Below are 26038 nucleotides of genomic sequence, written 5' to 3'. Positions count from 1 at the left end.
GCCACAACGCATGTCGCGCACACGACCGAGGGCCGCACGAATGATCGTGCGGCCCTCGGTTGTCCCCCAGCCCTTTTCCCCGGGTCTAGGAGTATTCGACCTGCCAGTGTTTGATGCCGTTGATCCAGCCCGAGCGCAGGCGCTGGGGGTCGGAGATCTGGTGCAGGTCGGGCATCACGTCGGCGATGGCGTTGAACATCAGGTCTATTTCCAGGCGGGCGAGGTTGGCGCCGACGCAGAAGTGGGCGCCCGTTCCGCCGAAGGCCAGATGCGGGTTGGGATCGCGCAGCACGTCGAAGTCGAACGGCTTGTCGAAGGCCGCCTCGTCGAAATTGGCCGAGCTGTAGAACAATCCGACCCGCTCACCGGCCTTGATCAGCTGCCCGCCCAATTCCACATCCTCGGTCGCGGTGCGCTGGAACGCGGTGACCGGAGTCGCCCAGCGCACGATTTCGTCGACCGCCGTGCGCGGACGCTGCTGCCGGTACACCTCCCACTGGTCCGGATGGTCGACGAAAGCCTTCATCCCGTGCGTGATCGCATTGCGGGTGGTTTCGTTTCCGGCGACGGCGAGGAGAATGACGAAGAATCCGAATTCGTCCGAACCCAATGCCTCGCCGTCGATATCGGCGCTGACCAGTTGGCTGACGATATCGCCCGACGGTTCCGACCGGCGCGCCTCGGCCATATTCCACGCGTAGCCCAGAATTTCGGCCGAGGCGACCGCGGAATCACCGTATTCCGGATCGTCGTAATTGAGCATCTGATTCGACCAGTCGAACAGCTTGTGGCGATCGTCCTGCGGGACGCCCAGCAGTTCGGCGATGGCCTGCAACGGCAATTCGCACGCCACCTGTTCGACGAAATCGCCGCCGCCGGATTCCTTGGCGGCGCGCACGATTCGCTCGGCCCGCTCGGTCAATGCCGCCCGCAGGCTCTCCACGGCGCGCGGGGTGAAACCCTTGGAGATGATGCGGCGGATCTTGGTGTGCTTGGGCGGATCCATGTTCACCAGCAGCGCGCTGGTCACCGACAACTGCTCCGGCGTGGCGAAACCGGGCAGCCGGATGATGGAACCCTTCTTCTCCGAGGAGAAGACGTCCGAGCGGCGCGAGATCTCCTTGATGTCCTCGTGCCGGCTCACCACCCAGTAGCCGGCATCCTCGAACGGGTAGGACTGCTCCTCACTCTGGGCGTTCCACCAGACCGGCGCGGTGCGCCGCAATTCCGCGAATTCGGCGACCGGACTTCTCTCGGCCCACAGTCCCGGGTCGGTGAAATCGAATCCGGCCGGTATCGACGGAGCAGCCACAGTTCCTCCTCGTGTCCGCTGCACTGCGAATCATGGATTTTTCGAAACGTGTTCTTCCTTGATTAGAACACGTTGCATTGCAGCGGAAAAGAGCTGCGGATGCGCGCATTCCGGAAAAACAGAAGTTATGACAAAACTATTTCGAGCATACGAAAAACCGCCCGATCGGCGAGATTTCCCGATCGTCCGGACGCGCATCGCTCTACGCTATCGGTCTGTATCGCACTGTTCGGTCGGCGAAAACCCGAGTGGCACCCGGGAATTCAACGGCGGGTTTCGTTCATCCGCTCACCTCGGTTCTCCGGTCGCGATGCAGACGGGGCGCGGCCCGCCCCGCCGGCAGCGGCAGATCGAGATAGGTGCGCACGCCCGGTTCGGCCGCCACGACATAGGGGATCGCGTTCACACAGTTGAGCGCCGTGGCGACGATCGAGGGATTGCGCCGGGCCCCCTCGGCCGGATCGTGGGCGTGCAAGCCGGACAGCGTCAGCACACAGCCGGGGTCGCCGCGCACCTCGACCTCGAACCGCTGACCGTTCGGCCCGAAGCTCCACGCCGGGTCGAAGTTCCGCTCACCCATGAACCAGTTGACCGCCGCCGTGATCACCGGTTCGCCGTCGACCGTGCCCTCCCACCGAAAGCGCTGGGCCGCAACCTGTCCCGGTTCGATGACGCCGATCGGTGAGTCGATCGGCGCGGTGGCGACCGCGATGTCGTGCGTGGTGCGGATATCGGGATCCAGATCGAATCCCAGTTCGTCGGCGATCATCAACACCGACTGGCTGTAGCCGCCGGCCAGCATCGCCGCGACGGTGCTTCCCGCGGCCTTCTCCGGATCGGCGCCGAACATCATCCAGTGCCGCACCACATCCGGAGCGCCGTAGGTGCGGATATCGGAGAATTCCTCGGCTCGGACGCCGGTCACCGAACCCGACAGCGCGGAGACCACCAGCGGCAACCGTTCGGTGAGGCCGCCGGGGTGAATTCCGGTGCCGTGCAATGTGACTCCGCCCTCGGCGCAGACCGCGTCGAACTTCTCGCGGTCGCGCTGCCGGGGATAGAACCAGCCCAGCGGGGTCACGACGTTCTTGCCCGAACGCAGGATCGCGCGCAGCACCGAGGTATCGGCGAAGACCGGGCTGTAGATCACGCAGTCGGCGTCGAGGGCGAGCAGGGCCTCGGCGTCGGTGGTGGCGGTGACGCCGATGGGCTCACGCCCCACCAGGGTGCCGAGATCGACGCCGTCCTTGTCGGGGCTGTGCACCCAGGCGCCCACCAGTTCCAGCTCCGGATGGTCGAGGACGCCTTCGATCGCGGCGCGACCCACTCCACCGGTCGCCCACTGGATCACCCTGATCACGAACGCTCCCCTTCCCGGACGGCCGCGCCCATCACTGGTCCCGCACGATCGAGAGCGCCTGGGTCGGGCAGTACCGCACCGCGTTCTCCACATCCGCGCGGTCGGCCTCGTCCACCTCGGGCCGCACGATTTCGACCTTGCCGTGTTTGGGCACGTCGAAGTAGTCCGGCGCCTCGGCCTGGCACATCGCGTGGCCCTGACACAGGTCCAGATCCACTTCGATACGCATCAGCTCTGTGCCTCCTTATCGGCCTGGTCCGGCTCGCGCAACGGGGCTTCCGGCTGCACCTCGACCAGCACCAGATGCGCGCCGCGCGGTGTGTTGACCACCGCGGCGATCGCGGCGGCGAGGTCGGAGGCGCGCAGGAAGAAGGGGTGGCGGGCGAAGCCCCATTTCACCCAGTCGTCGAGCAGTGGTCCGACCTGCTCGGGTGCGGCGTTCATCCCCATTCCGGTCTGGGTCGCTCCCGGCCGCACGATCGAGGCGCGAACACCGGTGCCCTCCAATTCCATTCGCAGCTGGCGGGCCATCGCCTCGAGTCCGGTCTTGGCGGCGTTGTAGGCGCCGTTGCGGGGGCGGACCTGGTCGGCGCAGTCGGAGCCGATGAAGACGAAATCGCCGCGGCGCCGGGAGATCATGCCCGGCAGGATGCGATGGGCCAGCCGTTGCGCACCTACCAGATGGACGTCGACCTGCTTCAGGAAGGTCTGCGGTTCCATCTCGTGGGCCAGACCGAATTCGATGTCCCCGGCGCCGGATACCGCGACCTCGATGGGCCCCAGCGCCTCCTCGGCGGCAGTGACGAAGACGTCGACCGAGGCATCGTCGGTCACGTCGAGCGAACCCGCGAAGGCGGTGCCGCCGTTGGCGGTGATCTTGTCGGCCAGTTCGCGGCAGGTCTCCACCCGGCGCGCACCGAGCGCCACCGGGAATCCGGCCTCGGCCAGCATGATCGCGGTCGCGGCGCCGATTCCCGACGACGCCCCGGCGATGAGAACCGGTCGCACATCCGGGTGCGGATCGAAACGCGGCATACTATGAAACCTCCACGGTGACAGGGAGTTTCGCGAACCCCCGGACATTGGTCGAATGCACCCGCTCCATGGCGGACTCGTCGATCGAGTACTCCCGGACGCGGGAGGCGAACTCGCGCAGGGCGACAACCGTCTCCAGCCGGGCCAGATGCGCGCCCAGGCAGAAGTGCACGCCGCCGCCGAAACTGGCCAGCGCGCTCTTGTCGGTGCGTTCGATGTCGTAGCGATCGCCGTCGGTGAAGACCGCGTCGTCGCGATTGGCGGAGCCGATGAGCAACACCACCTTCGAACCGGCGGGGATCACCCCGTGTTCGAACGGCACATCGACGACCGAGGAGCGCGCCACCATCTGACTCGAATTGTCGTAGCGCAGCGTCTCCTCGACCCAGTCCGGCACCAGGTCGCCGTCGGCGACGACCTTGGCGAACTGTTCGGGGTTGCGGCCGGCCCAGTACAGCGCGTTGCCGAGCAGTTTGGTGGTGGTCTCGTTTCCGGCCACGACCATGAGGAACATGAAACCGATGATCTCGTCGTCGGTGAGTTTGTCACCGTCGATCTCCGCGTCGAGCAGCGCCGAGGTGAGGTCCTCGGTGCGGCTGCGGCGGCGCTGGGCGACCATGTCGGAGTAGTAGACGACCAGATTCAGCGAGGCCTCGATGGCCGCCTCCGGCACGTCGAGCACACCCTCCTCGCGGTGCACCACCAGGTCGGCCATCCGGCGAATCTCGGCGCGATCGGGTTCGGGCACGCCCATCATGTCGGAGATGACGTCCATGGGCAGCTTGCCCGCGAAATCCTCGATCCAGTCGAAACTGCCCTGCTCGAGCGCGGGTTCCAGGTGCTGCAACGTCAGTTCCCGGATCCGATCGCCCATACCGGCGATCCGGCGCGGCGTGAAGCCCTTGTTGACCAGCTGGCGCATGCGCAGGTGGCGCGGATCGTCCATGGCGAGAAAAGACATGGTCTTGTGCGCGTGCGGACCCCACGCGGCCGGGTCCAGGGAGACGCCGTTGGCACTGGACAGGCGGGTGGCGTCGCGGAATGCGGCCGTCACGTCGGCGTGGCGCGACAGCGCCCAGAAGTCCAGGTCCGGGTTGTAGTACAGCGGCGCCTCCGTGCGCAGCCGCCGATACACCGGATACGGATCCTCGTGGAAGCGGTAGTCGTAGGGATCGAATACGACCGGTTGCGCAGATGCCACAGTCATCACACCCACCTCTCGAAATATAACGCGTTCACATGAAGCCTCATCCGCACACCGCCAACCGAGACACAGGACTGGACATGTGTCTGGACGCTACCACCGGACCGGAATCCGGACAATGGGCGAGCCCGAGCGCCACCATCGGCTTCACGATCCCTCGCCGAACAGCGGCCGCAGCTCGGCCACCGACCACGGCGGAGTTTCCGCATGGTCGCGATAACCGATCGACTCGAGCTTCGGCCGGACGAAGCGACCGACGAATCCGCCTGCCGCAACGAAGATCTCGCCCGTCGTGGTGGCAAGATCGGAGGCGAGATAGACATACAGCGCGGCCGCGTAATCGGGCGGCGGCGCGTCCAGCGACGACTGCGCGGTGAACTCGTCGAGCAGCCCCCGCTCGCGCAGCTCGGCGATCTTCGCCTCGTATTCCGGTCCGGTGGACAGTCGCGTCCTGGCCCCCGGACAGATCGCGTTCACCCGGATACCGTGCTCTTTCAGCTCCGCGGCCATGGCCAGTGTCAGGCTCGCGACCGCGCCTTTTCCGGCCGGATAGCCGGTGCCGCCGTAGTCGCCGAGATAGGCGAACGAGCCGGTGTTGACGATCGAGCCGGCGCCGCGGGCCACCATCAGCGGCGCCACCGCGCGGCAGGTGTTGAACACCGTGGTCAGGTGGGAATCGAGCTGGGCTCGCCAGTCCGCGGTGGAGATATCGAGGATCGAGGAGTGCGCGGGTTCGGCGATCCCGGCACAGTTGACGAGAACATCGACGGCACCGAAACTTTCGACGCACCGGCTCACCAGCGCGTCCGCGATCGTTTCGTCCGCGGCCGAGCCCGCGACCGCGACGGCACGACCGCCCGCCGCGCCGATTTCGTCCACCACCGCGGCCACCGCCGCCTCGCTCCGGGAATTGACCACCACCCCCGCGCCCTGGCGCGCCAGTTCGACGGCGACGGCCCGGCCGATGCCGCTCCCGCCACCCACCACGATCGCCGCCTTACCGGCCACCGTCGCATCTCCGGTCATCGCCGGTACCGCCTCTCACCGATTCGATCAGTCTGCAACACGTTCTTGTATTCACAGCTCCGTCCAAACTATATTCCGTACAGGTGTCCAGACAGCCCTATCGGAGAGGCGAATGACGAAACTGCTCCCCCCAGGCGAGGGATCCCGGCTTCTGATCGACGGCAAACTGGTCGCCGGCGGCGCGGGGGTGTTCGCAACGGTCAATCCGGCGACCGAGGAGATCCTCGGCCAGGCCGCCAATGCCGACGCCGCCGATATGGACGCGGCCATCGCCGCCGCCCGCGCGGCCTTCGACAACACCGAGTGGTCGCGCGATCACGCGTTCCGCGCCCGGTGCCTGCGGCAACTGCGCGACGCGCTGCGCGACAACATCGAGGAACTGCGCGAGATCACCATCGCCGAGGTGGGCGCCCCGCGCATGCTGACCAGCGGCCCGCAACTGGAGGGCCCGATCGGCGACCTCGGCTATTTCGCCGACCTGGCCGAAAGTTACGAGTGGGTCAGCGATCTCGGCGTCGCGAAACCGATGGGAATCCCGACGGCGCGCACGCTGCGCCGGGAGCCGATCGGCGTGGTCGGCGCCATCACGCCGTGGAATTTCCCGCATCAGATCAACTTCGCCAAACTCGGCCCCGCCCTGGCGGCCGGGTGCACCGTGGTGCTCAAACCGGCCCCCGACACCCCGTGGGTCGCCGCGCTGGTCGGCACGGTGATCGCCGACCACACCGACATTCCGGCCAGCGTGATCAATATCGTCACCTCCGACGACCATCAGCTCGGTGCCCAGCTGGTCACCGATCCGCGGGTGGACATGATCTCGTTCACCGGGTCGACGCAGACGGGCCGGACCATCATGGCCGGTGCGGCGCAGAGCCTGAAGAAGGTCTTTCTCGAACTCGGCGGGAAGTCGGCCTTCATCGTCCTGGACGACACCGATGTGGCCGCCGCGGCGAGCTACGCGGGGTTCACCGTCTGCGTCCACGCCGGCCAGGGTTGCGCGCTCACCACTCGCCTGCTGGTTCCGCGCGAGCAGTACGACACGGCGGTCGCCGCGGCGGCGAAGTCGATGGGCGGCATCGTCCCGGGTGATCCGAACGAGCCGGGCACCGTCTGCGGGCCGGTCATCTCGGCGCGGCAGCGCGACCGCGTGCAGCGCTACATCGATATCGCACGCGCCGAGGGCGGCACCATCGTCACCGGCGGCGGCAGTCCCGATCGCGACCGCGGGTTCTTCATCGAACCCACCCTGATCAGCGGACTGTCCAACACCTCGACCGTGGCGCAGGAGGAGATCTTCGGCCCGGTGCTGGTGGTGATCCCGCACGATGGCGACGACGACGCCATCCGGCTGGCCAACGAATCGCCCTACGGGCTCTCGGGCGAGGTGTGGGGCACCGACCAGGCGCGAATCGACCACGTGGTCAACGGTGTCCGGACCGGCACCCTCGGCGTCAACGGCGGAATCTGGTACAGCGCCGACGCCCCGTTCGGCGGTTACAAGCAGTCCGGCATCGGCCGCGAACTCGGTGTCGCCGGATTCGAGGAGTACCTCGAAACCAAGCTCGTCGCCACCGCGCAGAAATAGACAGCACGCGACCTCGTCGCGAATTATCGACAGGAGAAGACAACTCATGGCTCGTTTCACCGATCGCGTCGCGATCGTCACCGGCGCGGCCCAGGGCATCGGCGCCGAATACGCGAGGGCACTGGCCGGCGAGGGCGCCACCGTCGTCGTCGCCGATCTCAACGAGGACAAGGGAAAACAGGTCGCCGAGGAGATCAGCAGCGGCGGCGCCACCGCGGTCTTCCATCCGGTCGACGTCTCCGATCCCGAATCGGTCACCACCCTGGCCGACTACACGCAGAACGAGTTCGGCGCGATCAACCATCTGGTCAACAACGCCGCCATCTACGGCGGGATGAAGTTGGACCTGCTGCTGACGGTGCCGTGGGACTACTACAAGAAGTTCATGAGCGTGAATCTCGACGGCGCGCTGAACATGACCCGCGCGGTGTGGCAGCACATGTCGAAGGGCGGCGGCGGGTCCATCGTGAACCAGTCCTCCACCGCCGCATGGGTGTATTCGAACTTCTACGGCCTCGCCAAGGCGGGGGTCAACAGCCTCACCCAGCAGCTGGCGGTCGAACTCGGCGGATCCAACATCCGCATCAACGCCATCGCGCCGGGACCGATCAACACCGAGGCGACGCAGACCGTCACCCCGGGCTCGATCGTGAACGACATGGTGAATCGCCTGCCGCTCAAGCGGATCGGCACCCCGCAGGATCTGGTGGGGGCATGCCTGTATCTCCTGTCCGACGACGCGGCGTGGGTCACCGGGCACATCCTCAACGTGGACGGCGGGCAGATCATCCGATAGCGCGCGACGCCCGTCCCCTCGACGGGCGTCCCAGCGGGCCGGTGGCAGGGTCGGTGCGGTGAGCCGGGCTGGGCCGCTTCACCTTTCGCGATCAGAGGTCGGCGCTGCCGCGACGGACGGTGACCGGCTCGGCCAGGCGCTTCTCATCGCAGACCTGCTGCAGAGTCTCCAGGGTTTCGTCGAGTCCGGGGCCGAGCCGCGGGCCGGGTGTGAACGTGGCCGGCAAATGGCGCATACCCTGGATCACGCCGATCGTGTCGTAGTGCACCGCGCCGCCGGGATCGCACCGGAAATCCGGCAACCGATCGAGCACCGCGACCAGCATGCGCTTGAACACCGTGCGCGCCACATTGGAACCGATGCAGCGGTGGACGCCCAGACCGAAGCTGAAGTGGCGGTTGCCCTTCCGATCCAGGTCGACGGTGTTCGGGTCCGGGAACAGTTCCGGGTCGCGGTTGGCCATCGCCCACGACAGCCACAGCCGCTCCCCTTCCTCGAGCCGGATGCCCGCATATTCGCAATCCGCGGCGATGGTGCGGCCGTCACCGGGTGCGGGAGTGAAGTACCGGAGGAATTCCTCGGTCGCCGAGTTCAGCAACAGGTCGCGTTCGGCGCTGAGGATCGCCCGCTGATCCGGATGCTCCGAGAGCCATTCCAGCGCATGGGCCGTCAGCGCGGTGGTGGTGTCGAAACCGCCACCGATCAGCAGGCCCAGCATGCCCAGGATTTCGATATCCGGCGGCGCGGCGCCGTCGATCTCCAGACGCGTCAGCGCCTCGATGATTCCCGGACGCGGATTCTCGCGCACCTGGGTGAGGTTGATCAGCAGATCCAGGCCCATCGCCTCGTGCTGGCGCCGAACCCGTTCGATATCGGGCGAATTCGGTGGGGTGTACACCGAGGCGTGCGCGGGTTCGCAGTACAACTGCCATTTGCGCAGCGGGATACCCAGCATCGCCAGGGTGAGGACGGCCGGCACGATATTGGCCAGGTCGTCGACGAAATCGATACGGCCGCTCTCGATCCGATCGTCGAGACTCGCCCGGACCACCTCGTCGACGAACGGCACCCAGCGCTGCACCGCGGCCGGCGACAGATACGGATTGAGCGCCTGACGCCACAGCCGCTGCTCCGGCGGATCCATTTCGAGGATGCCGTTGCGGATGACATTCCCGGTCTCGGGAAACGGAATGGTGATGCCGCGGTAGCCGCGGCGCTCCCCGTTCGGATCGTGGTCGCTCGACACGTGTTCCGAGCGCGCGAGGCTGAACACCTCGCGGCTGCCGGCCGCCACCCAGTGCCCGCCGTAGGTCGGCGACCACGCGAGCGGACACTGCCGGTGCATCTCGGAGGTGATCGCGTCGAAATTGTCGCGGTACTGCGGCGCATGCCGATCGAAGTCGTAGCGCGGCTGTCTGTGGTCGTCGGCGTGCACGGTCACGATGCTGTCCTCTCGGGCGTCCCCGGTCTCAGGCTCCAAGCACACAGAATACGGCGAACGGCAATATTGCTCTCCGATTTTGAGAATGCTATTTCAGGCAATATCGACGTCATAGGTATGCGCTACAGTGGCTCGCCGATACGATTCACAGCACGGACGGGGGCACGGTCGATGTCGACACCGACCACGACACAGCGCATTTCGACGAGCCGGGCGCGGTAGGCGATGGCCACCGACGATCGTTCGGATTCCCCGCAGCAGCCGCCGTCCGGCGAACCGGGCCCACCCCCGGCGCCGCCGACCCGGGCCTACCCCGGCGGCGTGCCGGATCCGGGCGCACAGCCCGGCGGGCCCGGCCCGCAGCAGCCGGCTCCGCCGACCCAGGCCTATCCGGGACAGCCCGCCCCGCCGACACAGGCCTACCCCGGGCAGCCGGCGCCGCCGACACAGGCCTATCCCGGCGGGCAACCGGGGCCGCCGCCCGGTTCCCAGGATCCCACCGTGCATGCGGGACAGGGATATCCCGCCGGCGTGCCGTATCCCGGGGACCCGAATCAGCCCCCGATGTACGGGCAGGCATATCCGCCGGGCGGCTACCCCGAAGGCGGATATCCGGGCGCGCAACCGTATCCGCAGCCGTATCCCGACCCGCAGTACGGGGGCGCGCAGCCCTACCCCTATCCGGGTGCGCCGCAACCGAATTCGGGTGGCGGCAAGGTGCTGGCGATCGTCGCGGCAGTGGTCGTGGCGGTCCTGGTCCTGGGCGCGGTCGTCGCGGTGATCGTGGTGCACAACCACAACAAGAACAGCGATACCGATGCGGCCGCCGACCGGTCGACGAGCGCCGGCCCCTCACCGACGTATTCGACCTCGACCGCACCCACGACCCGCGAGACCACCCGCAACGCTCCCCCGCCGCCTCCGCCGACCCCGGCCGACGTCTGGATCGCCGCGGGCTACGACGTCGATACCGGCAAGGTGACCTGGGCGCGCAGCACGGTCAGCTCCGATGACGCCACCAACCAGGTCCAAACCCGTTGCCCCGGTTGCGCACAGCCGGCCGCGTGGGCGCGCAACGCCTGCGTGGCGGTGGTGGTCGGCCAGAACAACGGCTGGGCCTCCACCTGGGGCACCACCGCCGAAGAGGCCGAATCCAAGGCCATCAGCAGCGCACAGGACAACTACGGGGTGTCGGGACCGTTCAACAAATGGTCCAAATGCGCGACGGAGTAGGAACGGCACGGATCTCTTCCCAGCAACGGGAGTAAAGCCTCCCGACGCCACCCTTATGCTTCCGGCAGTGATGTCGGTGGGCACCACCGGGTCGGCGCCGGCGGCGCACACGAAATACCGTGTCGCCGAAGGTGGACGACCTCCCTCCCGTTCCGGGAAGTCCGGTCACCGACGCGTGTCGACTCTGCCTGGTTGAGAGCGAGGCCCCGATGAGCTCCGATGGCACCAGCCGACTGGGCGATCTGCACGAGCTCCCGGACTGTGCGCCGGCGGGCTTGAAAGCGCTTTTCAGCGCCGCGGAAGGGGTTATCCAGGAACAGGTTCGGCTGCTCGGTTCGGGCACGCCGTCGAAGGCGCCCGACCTGCGCGGAATGTTGCGCGGCCAGGGAATCGCCAATCCCGAGGACGAGTCGGCGATGATCGACAAGTACAGCGATCACAAGAGCCAGATGCACACGGCGACGTCCGGCATCCAGCGCAAGGACGCGGGCATCGTGGTGCGAACCGCGGGCATCGGCGATGCCGTGACCGAGGCTTACGGGGCCGTCGATACCGCGGTGGGAGAACTCAACACGAAGATCGACGCCTCCTTCAAATCCGTGCGGACGGTGAAGGACAAGGACGGCACCTCCCACAAGGAATTGCCCAGGGACATCATCGACGGCCTGTTCAAGGGCGTGTGGGAGACCGTCGGCACGACATACGACAAAGTCCACGGTGTTTCCGACCAGGCCGCGGCCGCGGCGCTGAAGATCAAGAGCGACGCCCCGCCGTCCTCCACCGGCAATCCGATACCGGCTGTGTCGCCCGGTTCGAGTCCCTCCGCGGGAGCCACTCCGGCGGGATACAACGGAAGCACTCCGTGGAGCGGCCAGTCGGGATCCATGGGCACCGCGATCATTCCGACCACGGAAAAGCCCACCGCGATGGCGATGATGAAGTACCTCATCGATACCTACCACTTCACACCGGCGCAGGCCGCCGGCATCGTCGCCAACGCGAAATTCGAGTCGGGATTCGACGTTTCCGCCACCGGCGACAACGGATCGGCAAAGGGCCTGTTCCAGTGGCGTTTCAACCGGCTTTCCGGCCTCCAGGCCTTCGCGCAGAGGCCCGGTGAGAATATCGGCGACTGGCATACCCATCTGGATTACATGGTTCAGGAACTGCGCGGTGGCGACTATCAGCAGGCGAACAATGCCGTCACCGCGAACCCCAACGACGCCCGGACCGTGGCCGAGGCCTTCGACAGGTACTACGAGAAGAGCGCGGGCCTTTCGACCAACGACCGGCGCAATTACGCGGCAGGGCTGCTCGAGGAGTACAACAAGTCGGCGCTCGCCGTGTGAGTGCGGCGGCGGGGCGCGGCCGAGGCGACATCACTGCTCCCGGCGTTCGGCGCGCTACTGCTTCGAGTAGTCGGTGCTTAGCCACCGTTCGGGGCGCATCCGGATCACCACCGAGTCCGGGCCGAGGTTCTGCTCGGCGAATGCGGCGCCTTCCTCGGGTCCCAGATAGCGCACCGCGATCGCGCGGACCACCTCGGGCGAGGCCGCGTCGATCGCGGTGACCGAGCCCTCGGCGGTGACATACCGGTACGGCGGCTGTTCCACCTGCGCGGTGATCGAGAACCGCCCGGCGGCCCGGATGAGCCGCTCCTTCAGCGTCCCGGCGTCGGTCCACAGCACGACCTCCCCGCCGGGCTCGTACCCGTACCAGATCGGCACCGCCAGCGGCGCCCGATCGGGCCGCTCGACGGCGATGACCCCCACGTGCAATTCGGCGAGGAACTTCTCACGCTCGGTACGGGTCATGGTCGGCATCGACGGTCCTTTCGCGAGTCGAGTCTGTCTTCCGCGACAACCCGTGGCGACGGCTGTCCTATTCCGCACCGCGGATCAGCAGCGGCAGGGTGGTGTGGCGGCGCACGAGGATGCTCGGGGTCCACTGCAGCGGTGCGGCGAGGCGGATGTCGGTGCTGCGGTCGAGGAGGGTCGTGATCGCGGTGCGGGCTTCCAGTTTCGCCAGGGCCGAGCCGACGCAGAAGTGGAGCCCGCGGCCGAAGGCGGTGTGCGACTTGATATTCGGACGGTGCAGCTCGACAGCGGCCGGTTCCGGGAAGATCGCCGGATCGCGATTGGCCGCGCCCCACAACAGCAGGAGATGGCTTCCGGCCGGCAGGGACACCTCCCCGAGACGGGTATCGGTGGTGACGTGGCGGTAGTGGCCGCGAAACGGGGATTCGAGGCGCAGCACCTCGTCCAGGAAGGCGGGAATCAGGTGCGGTTCGGCGCGCAGCCGGTGCTGAATATCGCTGCGGGTGGCCAGAATTCGGGCCGCGGAGGTGATCAGGCCGGCGGTGGATTCGCCGCCGGCGCCGACCAGTTGAACGAGAATCAGCACCGCGACCTCCTCGGTGAGCGTGCCGGCGCGGCACGCGCGGGCCAGCGCGTCGAGCACGGTGCGTGGCGGACCGTCGGGTTCCGCCGCGCCCCGCGTCCGCCGCAGCTGTTCGGCGAGGTAGCCGGCGAGCAGTGCCGCCGACTGCACCAGTCGCGGGAGACGGTGCGCGTCCACCACGGCACCGAGCATTTCGGTGCTGTCGTAGGCCCATTCGAGCAGTTGTGGCACATCGTCGCCGGGCAGCCCGATCACTGCCGCGACGAGGGCGAGCGGCAGGCGGTCGGCCATCTCGGCCGCCCAGTCGATGCGGCCGTCGCGCACGTGTTCCGACCAGAGCCGGTCGACCAGATCCGCGGCCATCGGCGCGAGTTCCCGGATGCGCCCGGCCAGCACACTCGAGACAAGTTTGCGGTGAACGGCGTGGGACGGATCGTCGGCCGTGGCGAGAACATGCACCGCGCGACCGCCGCCGTCGAGATCGAAGGCGGTCGCGGCGGCTCCCGGATGACGCAGCAGTACCGCGGTGAGGTGGGAGGAGAACTCGGTGGTGCGGGCGGCCGCTTCGGTCACGAGATCCCACGACGACACCAGGTGAAAGCCGGTGCCGGGCACCCGGTAGACCGGCGCCTCGTCGCGCAGGCGGTCGTAGAGCGGGTACGGATCGTCGAGACGGGCGGACAGGAACAGTTCGGATCCGTCCGGCACTGTCGTGGTCATCGGTGAACTCCCTCCGGGAACGGGTGCGCTCACCGTGCGCGCGTTGGAGACGAGTGTCAATCGGTGTCGCACAGTGAGACGTGGAAGGCCGCCTCCGCGCGTTCGTCGACAAGCCCGAACACGTGGACTGCCGTTATCTACGCACTTCACAGGCATATACCGAGAGAGGCAAACCTGAGACAATAGTGCTATGTCGTCTCGTCTCGAGACGCCGCAGAGTGAAGGGATCGTATCCGGCGATGCGAACCACCGAGGTGGACTGGCTTGCGGGCGGGGTCCGGCGCACCGTCGCCCGCTCGCGCATCGAGGCGGCGGCCGCCGACCTCTTCCTGGAACGCGGAATAGAGCGAGTGAGCATCGACGACGTGGCCGAACGCGTGGGCTGCTCCCGGGCCACCGTGTACCGGCACGTCGGCGGTAAGCCGGAACTGGTCCGGATCGTGACGGCCTCGGCGGCGCGGGATATCGCCGAACGCGTGGCGGCGACCGTGGCACCGCTGCGCGGCCCGCGGCGCGTGGTGGAGGCCGTCCTCGCCTCGCTCGCGGCGATCCGCGCCGAACCCACCCTGTCGGCGTTCCTGGCCGGTGCGGGCGCCACCGGCGACCAGGTGGTGGCCACGCCCGAACTGCGCGGCATCGCCACCGCGCTCACCGGAATCGCCGCGGACGACGATGCCGCACAGTGGATCGTAAGGGTGGTGTTGTCGCTGCTCACCTGGCCCCTGCCCGACGCCGCCGCGGAACGCCGGACGGTGGAGCGGTTCGTCGGCCCGCTCGTGATGCGTCCGGCCGCACCGGCGCGGAAGGGATGAGATGAACGTCCCCCTCTTCGTCGGTCTCACCACCGTCGACCTCGCCTACGCCGTCGACGCCTATCCGGCCGAGGACACCAAAACCCGTGCGCGCGACCAATTTCTGGGCGCCGGCGGACCGGCCGCCAATGCCGCGGTGGCGTGCGCGATACTGACCGGCGGGGCCCGGCTGCTCACCGCCGTCGGCCGGCATCCGCTCACCGCGCTGATCCGCGACGATCTGCGGTCCCACGGCGTGGAACTCGTCGACACCACGGCGCGGCGCACCGATCCGCCGCCGATCTCGTCCATCGTGGTCGCGGCCGGCGCCGGGACGAGAACCATTGTCTCACTGGATGGTTCGGGGATCGAGGCGCCGTTCGACCACGCATTCGCCGATCTCGTCCGGGAGGCGCCGGTGGTGCTCGTCGACGGGCATCACATCGAACTGGCCCTCGGCATCGCACGGGTGGCGCGCGACGCGGGAGTTCCGGTGGTGCTCGACGGGGGACGCTGGAAACCCGAACACGCGCAACTGCTGCCGCTGGTCGACATCGCGATCTGCTCGGCCTCGTTCGCGCCGCCGGGCGCCGAGGACGTCTTCGACCACCTGCACCGGATCGGGGTCCGGGCGGTGGCCGTCACTCGCGGACAGCAACCGATCCTCTACTCCGCCAACGGGATTCGAAACGAGATCGCGGTGGGCGAGGTGGACGGCGCGGATACGCTCGGCGCCGGGGACATTCTGCACGGCGCGTTCTGCGCCTACCACTCGCGCGGCCACGACTTCGCCGACGCGCTCACCCGCGCCGCCGCGGTCGCCACCCTGTCGTGCCGGTTCTTCGGCACCCGCGCATGGGGAGACCGGCTCCGTGAGCCGCGCACCCCAAGGCTCACCGACCCGGGCGAATGAGGTAGCCGCCGCGGACCGCGCGCAACACGAGGTCGGCTCGGTCCGCGGACCGCGCGATGAGACGGGCATTCGGCAGATCGCTGCCGGCCACCATGGCTTCTGCCCGATCCGGCGATTTACCGCCGCGCAGATGCCGGCGCAGCAGGCGCTGTTCGATGACCGCTTCCTCGGCATCGAGGTACCAGACCTCGTCGAGATATTCCCGCACCTCCCGCCATCCCGGCCGATCCAGCAGAAGGTAGTTCCCTTCCACGATCGCGACCCGTTCGCCGGTGAAGACCACCGCATCCGGGACCGGGTCGTGGCGGGCCCGATCGTAGACCGGCCACGGCACCGGCACGCCGATCGCACTGTCGCGCAACCGCCGCAGCCGGGCGACGAACGACGCCACATCGAAGGTATCGGGCTGCCCTTTGCGGCCGAGCGCGCCGGCATCTCGCAGCAGTGCCGAGCTCAGATGGAATCCGTCCATCCCCGCCACCTCTGCGGACACTCCCGACCTCCGCACCGCATCCGCCAAACCCTGTGCCAGCGTGGACTTTCCCGCTCCCGGCGGTCCGGCGACACCGACCAGGTACCGGCGTCCGCCCGCATCATCCGCCGCGCGCACGATCCGCGCCGCCAGCTCACCCGGCCCCGTCACCTTCACGATGTTCCCGCCCCTCATTCGACCAGGACGACGATCAACCGCCGGGGCCCGTGCACGCCCTGCACGCGGGTCATCTCGATATCCACGGTCGCCGACGGACCGCTGATCCAGGTGGTCGGGCGGCGCGAGTCGAGACGCGGAACAACCTCCGGCAGCGCGGATTTCACCTGCTCCGCGTGAACCACGCACACGTGACAGTCGGGCACGAGCGTGGGCGCGCGGCGGCCCTGGCCGGCGTCGCCGTCGAGCACGATCGTGCCCGATTGCGCGATCGCCGCGGCGCAGGTGGTCACGACCGCGTCGATCTCGCCCAGCTCGGGCGTGGTCAAGGGCGGGTCGTCGATCACGACCCGGTGCTCGGAGCGGTCCGCCCACAGTGCCGTCCACATGTCCGGCAGTCCGGGTGGCGTCAGCACCACACCGGCCGGCGCACGCCGCAGTTCCCGATCCACGGCGGTCGCGATCCCCGCCGGCGTGGTCCGATGCACCTGCGCCCCATACCGTTGCAGTCGCTGTTCGAACAGGTCCAGGATCGCGGCGCGATCGTCGGGATCGACGCCCGGCGCGGTCCGCAGGTAGTCACGCGGCACGGTGACCGCGTCCGCCGGTTCGCCGATGGCCTCGCGGATGCGCCGCAGAATCGTCTCGCGCGCATTCACGAACGGCCCCCGTCCTCGTTCGCGGTGTCGCGCGGCCCGGGTCCGTCGCCGTGGCGGCCGCCCTCGGTGCGCGCCCACCAGCGGCGGAACGATTCGGCCGGAATGTCGGGTACCCGCCGGCTGTCGGTCCACCCGCTCAGCGGACCGGGCAGATGCCGCTTCGGGACCGCGACGCCGATGCGCGCCGCCGACCGCACGGCCGCGCCCCACAGCGCCGGATGGCTCATGACTCCCGCCATCGCGGCGAAGGCCACCCGTTCGACGCGATGTTTCACCGCCGCCTCACCCTCGGCCACCCGGTGGCGCAGGGCCAGCAGATTCCCGGTGATATCGATGCCGACCGGGCAGACGTCGTCGCAGGCCCCGCACAGCGCGGAGGCATACGGCAGCGCGGCGGTCTGCGGATCGTCGGCACCCTTCAGCAACGGGTTGAGGATGGCGCCGATCGGCCCCGGATAAACCGACCCGTAGGCCTGTCCGCCGGTGCGTTCGTAGACCGGGCAGATATTCATGCAGGCGCCACACCGGATGCAGCGCAACGCTTCCCGCCCGAGTTCGTCGCGCAGGGCGCGGGTGCGCCCGTTGTCGACCAGGACCAGGTGGAAGGCCGAGGGGCCGTCCTGCGCGGTGACGCCGGTCCAGGTCGACACATACGGCGACATCCGCTCCCCGGTCGCGCTGCGGGCCAGCAACTCCAGATAGATCTCCAGGTCGCGCCAGCTCGGAATCACCTTTTCGATGCCGGCCACCGTGATCAGCGTCTCCGGCAGGGTCAGGCACATCCGCCCGTTGCCCTCCGACTCCACCATCACCACCGTTCCGGTATCGGCGACAAGGAAATTCGCGCCGGTGATGCCGACCTTCGCGCGCAGGAACTTCTCCCGCAGGTGCAGCCGCGACGCATCGGCGAGCGCCTGCGGATCGTCGGTCAGATCGTCGGGCGCGGGGCGGCCGTGCTTGCCCATCTCGCGGCGGAAGATGTCGCGAATCCGGCTGCGGTTCAGGTGCATCGACGGCACCACGATATGGGAGGGCAGATCGTCGCCCAGTTGCAGGATGATCTCGGCGAGATCGGTTTCGCGGGTGTCGATTCCGGCCGCGGCAAGCGCCTCGTCCAGCCCGATCTCCTCCGACAGCATGGATTTGGCCTTGACGATCTCGGTTTCACCGGTGGCCAGGACCAATTCGGTGACGACGGCATTGGCCTCGGCCGCGTCCGTCGCCCAATGCACCACTCCCCCGGCGCCTTCCACCACAGCCGCCAATCGCTCCAGATAGGTGTCGAGACGGCGCAGCACATCGTCCTTGACCGCGGCGGCGGCAGTGCGCAGTTCCTCCCAGTCCGGGCGTTCGGCCACCAGGGCGTCGCGCTTGGCGCGGATGGTGTGGGTGGCACGGTGCACAGTGGCACGCAGCTGTTCGTCCGCGGTCGCGGTGCGCGCGGCCTGCGGGAACGGTGGCCAGCCCACGAAACTCTTACTCACGAGCGGGCTCCCGCGGCCACCGGCAGCCCGGGCATCGGCCCGTCGGCCTTCGTGCGCGCCAGGATTTCCACCAGATGCAGATCGCGCACCGGCGTCGCGTCGGCGGCCAGGCGCCCGCCGATATTCATCAGGCACGAATTGTCCACGGCCGTAACCACACTCGCGCCCGTCTCGCGCACGTGGGCGGCCTTGTCGGCGTTCATCGCGCCGGAGGCGGCGGCGTTCTTCACCGAAAACGTGCCACCGAATCCGCAGCATTCGTCGGCCGCGGGCAATTCGATCAGCTCCAATCCGGCCACCGCCCGCAACAATCGGTACGGCCGGTCGCCGATGCGCTGCACGCGCAGCGAATGGCAGGTCGGATGGTAGGTCACCCGATGCGGGAAATAGGCGCCCACGTCGACGACATCCAGGTCGTCGGTGAGGAATTCGGTCAGCTCCCGGATTCTGGGGAGCAGCGCCTCGGCATCGCGAGCCAGCCCGGAGTCACCGACCTGCTCGGCCACCACCCGGTAGAACTCGCGCGGCGCGGCGCCGCACGAGGCGGACGGCACGACGATCCGGTCGTAGTCACCGAACACCGAGACGAAATGCCGGGCCATTTTCGCGGTGTCGGCCCGATACCCGGTGTTGGCATGCATCTGGCCGCAACAACTCTGGGCCATCGGGAATTCGACCTCGACGCCGAGCCGGCGCAGCAAGGCCACCGCCGCCCGGCCGGTTCCCGGATACATGACGTCGTTGACGCAGGTGATGAACAATGCCGTACGCGCCGACATGCGGCCCCTCTCGTCACCGATGCCGCGGGCCGGGCACTGTTTCTGGAGCGGCACCTCGATACGGATACTCGCGAACGATCCCGGCCAGAATACGCCGCACGCACCGCGGCGAGACGGATCTGCGGGCCGTGTGCACCCGCGGATCCGCCTCGCCGGCGGCGTCGGTCAGCTCATCGCCTCCGCCCCGGTGAGCGGCGGCGGCTCGGAATCGAGTTCGGCCACTTCGTCATCGGTGAGCAGCCGGGACCGGATCAGGAACCGCACTCCCTCGGGAGCTTCGAGCGAGAATCCGCTCCCCCGCCCGGACACCACATCGACGGTGAGAAACGTGTGCTTCCAGTACTCGTACTGATCGGCGCTCATCCAGAACGGAGTATCGGCGCCGACCCGGCCGAGCAGCACATCCGAGGCGCCCACGCGGAATTCCCCGCGCGGGAAGCACATCGGCGCGCTACCGTCGCAACAGCCACCCGACTGATGGAACATGACCGGGCCGTGCTGTCGAATCAGGTTGTCCAGCAACGACTCCGCTGCCTCGGTCAGGTCGACGCGGGTACCCATCAGAAGAAGCCGAGTTTGTTCGGTGAGTAGCTGACCAGCAGGTTCTTGGTCTGCTGGTAGTGGTCGAGCATCATGCGGTGGTTCTCGCGGCCGATGCCGGACTTCTTGTAGCCGCCGAAGGCGGCGTGTGCGGGGTAGGCGTGGTAGCAGTTGGTCCATACCCGGCCGGCTTTGATGCCGCGGCCGAGCCGGTAGGCGGTGTTGCCGTCGCGGCTCCATACTCCGGCGCCGAGGCCGTAGAGGGTGTCGTTGGCGATCGCGAGGGCTTCCTCGGTCGAGTCGAAGGTGGTGACCGCGACGACGGGGCCGAAGATCTCCTCCTGGAAGACCCGCATGTCGTTGGTGCCCTTCAAGATGGTCGGCTCGACGTAGAACCCGCCCGGCAGGCCGTCGACCTTGCGCTGGCTGCCGCCGGTGAGGACCTCGGCGCCCTCTTTGCGGCCGATGTCGATGTAGGACAGGATCTTTTCGTACTGGTCGTTGCTGGCCTGGGCGCCGATCATGGTGTCGCTGTCGAGCGGGCTGCCGCTGACGATGGCCTTGGTCCGTTCCAGGCAGCGTGCCATGAACTCGTCGTAGATCGAGGAGTGGATCAGCGCGCGCGAGGGGCAAGTGCACACCTCGCCCTGGTTGAGGGCGAACATCACGAAGCCCTCGACCGCTTTGTCGAGGAACGCGTCGTCGGCGGCCATCACGTCGGGCAGGAAGATGTTGGGGCTCTTGCCGCCCAGTTCGAGGGTGACGGGGATGATGTTCTCGCTGGCGTACTGCATGATCAGCCGGCCGGTGGTGGTTTCACCGGTGAACGCGACCTTGGCCACGCGGGGGCTGGATGCCAGCGGCTTGCCGGTTTCGACGCCGAAACCGTTGACCACGTTGAGAACTCCCGGCGGGAGCAGATCGGCGATCAGCTCGACCACCTTCATGATCGAGGCCGGGGTCTGCTCGGCGGGCTTGAGCACGACCGCGTTGCCGGCGGCCAGTGCCGGGGCCAGCTTCCAGGTCGCCATCAGGATCGGGAAGTTCCACGGGATGATCTGGCCGACCACGCCGAGGGGTTCGTGGAAGTGGTAGGCGATGGTGTCGGCGTCGATTTCGCTGACACCGCCTTCCTGGGCGCGGATGGCGCCGGCGAAGTAGCGGAAGTGATCGACCGCCAAAGGCAGGTCCGCGGCCAGGGTTTCGCGGACCGGTTTGCCGTTGTCCCAGGTTTCGGCGACGGCGAGCTGGTCGAGATTCGCCTCGATCCGATCGGCGATCTTGTTCAAGATGTTGGCGCGATCGGCGGCCGACGTCGCACCCCACGCGTCGGCGGCGCCGTGCGCGGCATCCAACGCCAACTCCACATCGGCAGCCGACGACCGGGCCACCTCACAGAAGGTCTCCCCGTCGACCGGCGACGGATTCTCGAAGTATCTGCCCTCGACCGGTGCCGTCCATTCGCCACCGATGAAATTGTCGTAGCGGTCGGCGTAGGAGACGATGCTGCCTTCGGCGCCGGGCTTGGCGTAGATCATGACGGGTGCTCCTCGATGAGTCACGAAGGGTCGCATCACGACAGGGGACGTCGTGATGTGGACCACTATGAGCCCCGAGGGTTGGCACAAGGTTGAATGCCGCGGGGCGCGTCGCCATCAGCTTCGCAGTGCGCTGTGCAAGCGCGCGGCGGCCACCGCGCGGCGCGCGTCGCGAGCGGGCAGCAGCCGCAGCGCGTGTTCGTGGATCTCGATGTCACCGGGCGCCTTGGCGCCGTAGTCCAGCGCGTATTCGGCCTCGCCGGCCGAGAGCACCGCGGTGCGGATACCGACCTCCAGATATTCGCGCCATTCGACGACGCCCGGGGTCTGCGAGCCCGGCAGCAGCGGGCCGCGATACAGCCGCACGGCGGTGGCGGTATCCCCGGCGGCCAGGGCGGCGAGCATATCGGTCGCATCGCAGGACACCGGTGTGGTCAGCCGATAGACCCGATTGCTGATATCGCCGCCGGTGGCGCGGCGCAGATGCGAGACGTCGGCCTTGAGTGTGCTGGAACCGGTGGGCCGGTCGCCGTAGACGGCCAGCTGCAACCGTTCCGGTGTGTAGCCGTCGGGCTCGAGGGCGAGCAGGGTGAGGATCTCGAGCAACCGGCGGCGCAGGCGCAGCGGCCGCCCGCCCCGGGTCAGCGCGGCGCCGCCGAGACATTCCAGTCGCACCCCGGGTGCCGTATTCGCCACGCCGCCTTGCAGTTTCGCCTCCACCGCCGCGGTGAGCGACAGCACCGTGGACATGGCCAGCGGGTGCGAGCGATCCCAGGTGGTGGACAGATCCAGCACACCGAGCTGGCGGCCGTCGGCAGCGCGGATCGGCGCGCAGTAGCAGACCCAGCCGTGCAGTGCCTCGACCAGATGTTCGGCGGAGAACACGCTGCTCGGGCGGCCGGTGTGCAACGCCAGGGACAGCGCGTTGGTGCCCATGTGGTTCTCGTCCCAGCGACCGCCGGGCGTGAAACCGACCCGCTCGGCGCGGCGGCGCATCACCTGGCCGCCGTCGGACCACAGGATGGTTCCCGCTTCGTCGGTGACGGCGGCGACGAATCCGGCGTCGTGGGTGATGCTGTGCAGCTGATCGGAGAGTTCGGCGATGGGGCCGCGCAGCGGCGAATCGGCCCATTTCGACGCGACATCGCCGGCCACGGCGGGCGCGCAGTCGGTGGCCGGATCGACGAACGCGCGCGAGCGCACCCAGGACTGCGCCACATCGGCCCGGGGCTGCGCCGCCTCGGCATCGGGGGCGTCGGCATCCGGTGCGTCGGAGGCGGCGGGGCCGGATTCGAGAGGACACACGGCCGGGCTCGCCGGGAGATCGCGCGGGCTCGGAACCCAACGCGCCCACTGCCGTTCCAGTGCCGCGCGTCGCCGCAGCAGAGCACTGTCGTGTCCTGATCGCATCCGCATCTCACCCGTCGCCGCTCGGTCCGCACCGTGCGTTCCGGCGGCGCCTGGGGCCGGGCCGCACATCGTCGGCTCGGCCCCATTGTCCAGCAGGTCGGCTCGTCGCGGGAGCGAAACCGGCCGGTGCGGACGATCGAACCCGGCTCAGATGGGCGTCAGTTCGAACAGCCGGAACCGGCGCGCGCCCGCCAGCCGCTGCTCCATGGTGTATCCGGGCCAATAGGCCACCGCGCGGGCCCACGCCTCCTCGCGTTCGGCGCCGCTCAGCTGCCGGACCCGCACCTTGATTCGCTTACCGCCGCTGTGGATTTCGGCATCGGAGGCCGCGGCGAGATTCGCCGACCAGGACGGATGCTCCGGCCGCCCCCAGTTGGACCCGATCAGCAGATACCGCTCGGGCCCATCCGGGACGTACAGCAGCGACACCGTCCGCGGCAACCCGGATTTACGTCCGCGCACCGTCAACTCCATCGACGGCAGACCCGCCAGATCGAGCACTCCGTGCCGGCCGCCGGTGAGCCGGCGGATGATGCGTTCCAGGACGACGACGACCGGACCGGTGCGCATCACCCACGGGATCCGCGCGATCGCCCGTCCGAGAGCGGACAGCGGGTTGCCGATACGTGAGCGACGGGTGCGATCCGACATGACGGCCTACTGCGAGGTCGCGGCGCGCTTGGGCAGCTTCCAGCCCGGCCGTGGGAAGTGGCAGGTGTAGCCCTCCGGATAGCGCTGCAGGTAATCCTGGTGCTCGGGTTCGGCCTCCCAGAAATCGGACGCCGGGGTCACCTCGGTGACCACCTTGCCCGGCCACAGACCGGAGGCGTCCACATCGGCGATGGTGTCGAGCGCGATCGCCTTCTGCTCGTCGTCGAGATAGAAGATCGCGGACCGATAGCTGCTGCCGATGTCGTTGCCCTGGCGGTCCTTCGTCGACGGATCGTGGATCTGGAAGAAGAACTCGAGCAGCGCCCGGTAGTCGGTGCGCGCGGGGTCGTAGACGATCTCCACGGCCTCGGCGTGGCCCGGATGGTTGCGGTAGGTGGGGTGATCGTTGCGCCCGCCGGTGTATCCGACGCGCGTGGAAATCACACCCGGCTGCTTGCGGATCAGCTCCTGCATACCCCAGAAGCATCCGCCTGCCAGAATCGCCTTGCGCGTGTCGGTCACGCTTCCTCCTTCGGATCGGGTCCCCGCCCCCAGTCTCGCACCGGTACAACCCGGGTGCGGGCCCGAAAAGTCCCGCCGCGGCGCTCGCCTCGGCCGCCTTCCGTATTCCGCATACCCGCTCTCCGGGCGGATTAACGGACTATCCCCGGTCGCGCCCTGCGGTCGTCTCCGAACGCGTTGGCGCCGAAGCGATTTCGGCGCGCATCGCGACACGGGTCCCGTCGGCGCCGGTGGTGATCTCGACGTCGCGCACCAGGGCGCGCATGATCGCCAGTCCCCGCCCGCGCACGGGATCCGGAACCTCGGCACGGGGTTCCCAGCTGCCGTGGTCCACGATGGTCAGGTACAGGTCCGAGCCGCTGATCTCAGCACGCAGCCCGACCATGCCGGTGGCGTCGCGGTAGCCGTGTTCCACGGCGTTCGTGCACGCCTCGTCCACCGCCAGCAACAGGTCGTAGATCTGTTCCGAGCCGACTCCCTCGCGCTCGAGCCAGGCCCGCAGATCGTGGCGCACCTCGGCGATCCGGTCGGCCTGCGACGGGAAATTCGCCTCGAAGGGGGCCACCTGTAGCGGGTGCGGCTCGCGTATCGCGGGCCCTGGGGCGGGGTCGCCCGGGGGATCTGGAAATCCGCTCATGTCCTCATTCCGATCGCAACCGATGATCTCCACTCGATGATCTCCTCGGCATCCGCGATACCCCCTTTCCCGTACGCCATGCGGCGCCGTCGGCCTACCTCAGTCGCGCAGCGCCTTCTCGCGCAACTGTTTGAGCGTTCTGGTCAGGATCCGCGAGACCTGCATCTGGGAACAGCCGAGTTCGTGCGCGATCTGTTCCTGCGTCATTCCGCCGAAGAAACGCATGGTCAGCACGTACCGCTCCTTCTCCGGCAGGGCGTCGATGAGCGGCTTCACGGTCAGAGTGTCATCGATCGCCCCGAAGGTCGGATCGACGTCGCCCAGAGTGTCGAGGATCGCATTCCCGGAGCGACTGTCGTCGTCGGAGGTCGGCGTGTCCAGCGACTGAGTCTGGTAGGCGTTGCGGGCGATCAGTGCCTGCGTCACCTCACCCAGATCGGCGTCCATCTCCTCGGCGATCTCGCGCGCCCGCGGCATCCGGCCCAGCCGTTGCGACAGCGACTCCACGGTCGGGCCCAGCGCGGTCTGGATCTCCTTGATCCGCCGGGGCACGCGCAGCGCCCAGGTGTGATCGCGGAAGTGGCGGCGCACCTCGCCCATCACCGTCGGCACCGCGAAGGCGAGGAACGGCGACCCCTGCGAGGGATCGAACCGGTCGACGGCCGCGACCAGGCCGACCCGGGCGATCTGCAGGAGATCCTCGAAGTTCTCGCCGCGCCCGCTGAACTTGCGCGCGATGTGCTCGGCCAGCGGCAGGCAGCGGTTGATGATTCGTTCGCGCAGCCGGTCGCGCTCCGGATCGTCTTCGGGCAGGGCGGCGAGCTCGACGAACAGCGGTGCGACGTCGTCGTAACCGTCGGGGTGGCGGGCGGTGCCGGTACCGTTCTCAGTCGACATCTGTTCCGCCACGTGCCCAGCGGAACTCGACGACGGTCGGGTGCCCGCCCACGGCTGCGTCGTAGTCCGAACTCTCGGTCTTCACCCATTGGGTGAGAGTCGAGACGATGTGCCAGCCGAAGCTGTTGGTGTCCGGGCCACCCGCGGTCGTGGTGACGGCGGCGACGCGCACGTCCATGGTGTTCTCGCTCGCGGTGAATGCGCAATCGATCACGGAACCGGCGGCCGCGTCCACGATCAGCGCGCTGACCACCTCGTCGACGGCGAGACGAATATCGGTGGCCTCGTCGATACCGAAATCGGCGACCAGAGCGACGGTTTCGGTCAACGCCCGGACCATCATCAATTGCGCCGCATCGGCCGGCACCTGGAATCCGACCGCAGTGGTCCCCGCGTCCGGGGACACTTTCTCGACCATGCCCATTCCTTGCTCCCAAATATCGTGCCGCGAGACGA

At 68.2% G+C, this 26038-nt stretch carries 27 protein-coding genes; 6 read left to right on the top strand and 21 right to left on the bottom strand.

Features of this window, described 5'->3' with window-relative positions; all coding sequences use genetic code 11:
• Positions 1 to 85 precede the first annotated feature (85 nt).
• From NN2_RS16105 to NN2_RS16080, 6 genes are all read right to left on the bottom strand, one after another.
• Positions 86 to 1312 carry a cytochrome P450 gene (locus tag NN2_RS16105; RefSeq protein WP_063014473.1) on the bottom strand — a complete coding sequence of 409 codons (1227 nt, stop codon included), beginning with the start codon at positions 1310 to 1312 and terminating at the stop codon, positions 86 to 88.
• Positions 1313 to 1592: 280 nt separating this feature from the next.
• Complete coding sequence (locus NN2_RS16100) at positions 1593 to 2672, bottom strand: NAD(P)H-dependent amine dehydrogenase family protein (RefSeq protein ID WP_063014471.1); 1080 nt, start codon at positions 2670 to 2672, stop codon at positions 1593 to 1595.
• Between the two features lie 31 nt (positions 2673 to 2703).
• Positions 2704 to 2901: a ferredoxin gene (locus NN2_RS16095; protein ID WP_030515738.1), complete on the bottom strand. Its 198-nt coding sequence runs from the start codon at positions 2899 to 2901 to the stop codon at positions 2704 to 2706.
• Positions 2901 to 3707: an SDR family oxidoreductase gene (locus NN2_RS16090; protein WP_063014469.1), complete on the bottom strand. Its 807-nt coding sequence runs from the start codon at positions 3705 to 3707 to the stop codon at positions 2901 to 2903. The genes NN2_RS16095 and NN2_RS16090 overlap by 1 nt, the downstream gene beginning before the upstream one ends.
• Before the next feature lies 1 nt (position 3708).
• The gene (locus NN2_RS16085; protein ID WP_063014570.1) at positions 3709 to 4914 is read right to left on the bottom strand and encodes a cytochrome P450; all 1206 of its coding nucleotides are present in this window, start codon (positions 4912 to 4914) and stop codon (positions 3709 to 3711) included.
• A 144-nt stretch (positions 4915 to 5058) separates the two neighbouring features.
• Positions 5059 to 5937: an SDR family NAD(P)-dependent oxidoreductase gene (locus NN2_RS16080; protein ID WP_063014467.1), complete on the bottom strand. Its 879-nt coding sequence runs from the start codon at positions 5935 to 5937 to the stop codon at positions 5059 to 5061.
• Positions 5938 to 6049: 112 nt separating this feature from the next.
• Between NN2_RS16080 and NN2_RS16075 the strand changes: the two genes are divergently transcribed.
• Both NN2_RS16075 and NN2_RS16070 read left to right on the top strand, forming a co-directional pair.
• A complete protein-coding gene (locus tag NN2_RS16075) occupies positions 6050 to 7522 on the top strand; it encodes an aldehyde dehydrogenase (RefSeq protein WP_063014465.1) in 1473 nt (490 codons plus the stop codon).
• 46 nt (positions 7523 to 7568) lie between these two features.
• Entirely contained in the window at positions 7569 to 8318 is a 750-nt protein-coding gene (locus NN2_RS16070; RefSeq protein ID WP_030515733.1) for an SDR family oxidoreductase, read from the top strand.
• Between the two features lie 91 nt (positions 8319 to 8409).
• Here the strand turns inward: NN2_RS16070 and NN2_RS16065 are convergent, their stop codons facing one another.
• Positions 8410 to 9762 carry a cytochrome P450 gene (locus NN2_RS16065; protein WP_063014568.1) on the bottom strand — a complete coding sequence of 451 codons (1353 nt, stop codon included), beginning with the start codon at positions 9760 to 9762 and terminating at the stop codon, positions 8410 to 8412.
• A gap of 222 nt (positions 9763 to 9984) precedes the next feature.
• Between NN2_RS16065 and NN2_RS16060 the strand changes: the two genes are divergently transcribed.
• Positions 9985 to 10992 (top strand): DUF4189 domain-containing protein, encoded by a 1008-nt coding sequence (locus NN2_RS16060; RefSeq protein ID WP_063014463.1) that lies wholly within the window; start codon positions 9985 to 9987, stop codon positions 10990 to 10992.
• A 209-nt stretch (positions 10993 to 11201) separates the two neighbouring features.
• The gene (locus NN2_RS16055; RefSeq protein ID WP_063014461.1) at positions 11202 to 12341 is read left to right on the top strand and encodes a phage tail tip lysozyme; all 1140 of its coding nucleotides are present in this window, start codon (positions 11202 to 11204) and stop codon (positions 12339 to 12341) included.
• Between the two features lie 54 nt (positions 12342 to 12395).
• On the opposite strand, the gene NN2_RS16050 is transcribed toward NN2_RS16055, so the two are convergent.
• The gene (locus NN2_RS16050) at positions 12396 to 12815 is read right to left on the bottom strand and encodes a pyridoxamine 5'-phosphate oxidase family protein (protein ID WP_174554977.1); all 420 of its coding nucleotides are present in this window, start codon (positions 12813 to 12815) and stop codon (positions 12396 to 12398) included.
• Positions 12816 to 12873: 58 nt separating this feature from the next.
• The gene (locus NN2_RS16045) at positions 12874 to 14112 is read right to left on the bottom strand and encodes a cytochrome P450 (RefSeq protein ID WP_063014459.1); all 1239 of its coding nucleotides are present in this window, start codon (positions 14110 to 14112) and stop codon (positions 12874 to 12876) included.
• A 239-nt stretch (positions 14113 to 14351) separates the two neighbouring features.
• Between NN2_RS16045 and NN2_RS16040 the strand changes: the two genes are divergently transcribed.
• Positions 14352 to 14924, top strand: coding sequence for a TetR/AcrR family transcriptional regulator (locus tag NN2_RS16040; RefSeq protein WP_063014564.1), 573 nt, complete (start codon positions 14352 to 14354; stop codon positions 14922 to 14924).
• 1 nt (position 14925) lies between these two features.
• The gene (locus tag NN2_RS16035; RefSeq protein ID WP_063014457.1) at positions 14926 to 15816 is read left to right on the top strand and encodes a PfkB family carbohydrate kinase; all 891 of its coding nucleotides are present in this window, start codon (positions 14926 to 14928) and stop codon (positions 15814 to 15816) included.
• On the opposite strand, the gene NN2_RS16030 is transcribed toward NN2_RS16035, so the two are convergent.
• The 12 genes from NN2_RS16030 to NN2_RS15975 all read right to left on the bottom strand — a co-directional run bounded on the left by NN2_RS16030 (position 15797) and on the right by NN2_RS15975 (position 26000).
• Positions 15797 to 16483, bottom strand: coding sequence for a nucleoside/nucleotide kinase family protein (locus NN2_RS16030; protein WP_063014454.1), 687 nt, complete (start codon positions 16481 to 16483; stop codon positions 15797 to 15799). The two genes, NN2_RS16035 and NN2_RS16030, sit on opposite strands and share 20 nt — an antisense overlap.
• Positions 16480 to 17124 (bottom strand): LutC/YkgG family protein, encoded by a 645-nt coding sequence (locus tag NN2_RS16025; protein ID WP_063014452.1) that lies wholly within the window; start codon positions 17122 to 17124, stop codon positions 16480 to 16482. The genes NN2_RS16030 and NN2_RS16025 overlap by 4 nt, the downstream gene beginning before the upstream one ends.
• Positions 17121 to 18608: a lactate utilization protein B gene (locus NN2_RS16020; protein WP_063014450.1), complete on the bottom strand. Its 1488-nt coding sequence runs from the start codon at positions 18606 to 18608 to the stop codon at positions 17121 to 17123. Before NN2_RS16020 ends, NN2_RS16025 begins: the two co-directional genes overlap by 4 nt.
• Positions 18605 to 19387, bottom strand: a complete 783-nt coding sequence (locus NN2_RS16015) for a (Fe-S)-binding protein (RefSeq protein WP_063014448.1) — start codon at positions 19385 to 19387, stop codon at positions 18605 to 18607. Before NN2_RS16015 ends, NN2_RS16020 begins: the two co-directional genes overlap by 4 nt.
• A gap of 165 nt (positions 19388 to 19552) precedes the next feature.
• Complete coding sequence (locus tag NN2_RS16010; protein WP_063014446.1) at positions 19553 to 19948, bottom strand: DUF779 domain-containing protein; 396 nt, start codon at positions 19946 to 19948, stop codon at positions 19553 to 19555.
• Positions 19948 to 21465, bottom strand: coding sequence for an aldehyde dehydrogenase (adh, locus tag NN2_RS16005; RefSeq protein WP_063014444.1), 1518 nt, complete (start codon positions 21463 to 21465; stop codon positions 19948 to 19950). The genes NN2_RS16010 and adh overlap by 1 nt, the downstream gene beginning before the upstream one ends.
• A gap of 117 nt (positions 21466 to 21582) precedes the next feature.
• A complete protein-coding gene (locus NN2_RS16000) occupies positions 21583 to 22875 on the bottom strand; it encodes a transcriptional regulator (protein ID WP_082857025.1) in 1293 nt (430 codons plus the stop codon).
• 147 nt (positions 22876 to 23022) lie between these two features.
• On the bottom strand, positions 23023 to 23526 hold the full coding sequence (locus tag NN2_RS15995) for a nitroreductase family deazaflavin-dependent oxidoreductase (RefSeq protein WP_063910777.1): 504 nt from the start codon (positions 23524 to 23526) through the stop codon (positions 23023 to 23025).
• 6 nt (positions 23527 to 23532) lie between these two features.
• On the bottom strand, positions 23533 to 24000 hold the full coding sequence (gene msrA, locus NN2_RS15990) for a peptide-methionine (S)-S-oxide reductase MsrA (protein ID WP_228794851.1): 468 nt from the start codon (positions 23998 to 24000) through the stop codon (positions 23533 to 23535).
• A 187-nt stretch (positions 24001 to 24187) separates the two neighbouring features.
• Positions 24188 to 24685 (bottom strand): ATP-binding protein, encoded by a 498-nt coding sequence (locus NN2_RS15985; RefSeq protein WP_146098653.1) that lies wholly within the window; start codon positions 24683 to 24685, stop codon positions 24188 to 24190.
• A gap of 99 nt (positions 24686 to 24784) precedes the next feature.
• Positions 24785 to 25582 carry an RNA polymerase sigma factor SigF gene (locus NN2_RS15980; protein ID WP_063014558.1) on the bottom strand — a complete coding sequence of 266 codons (798 nt, stop codon included), beginning with the start codon at positions 25580 to 25582 and terminating at the stop codon, positions 24785 to 24787.
• On the bottom strand, positions 25572 to 26000 hold the full coding sequence (locus NN2_RS15975; protein ID WP_063910781.1) for a hypothetical protein: 429 nt from the start codon (positions 25998 to 26000) through the stop codon (positions 25572 to 25574). Before NN2_RS15975 ends, NN2_RS15980 begins: the two co-directional genes overlap by 11 nt.
• Positions 26001 to 26038: the final 38 nt, after the last annotated feature.

The organism is Nocardia nova NBRC 15556 (assembly GCF_001613005.1).
Taxonomy (GTDB): Bacteria; Actinomycetota; Actinomycetes; order Mycobacteriales; family Mycobacteriaceae; genus Nocardia; species Nocardia nova.
Note: the sequence above shows the minus strand (reverse complement) of the source record. Positions and strands in the feature narration are given on the sequence as shown.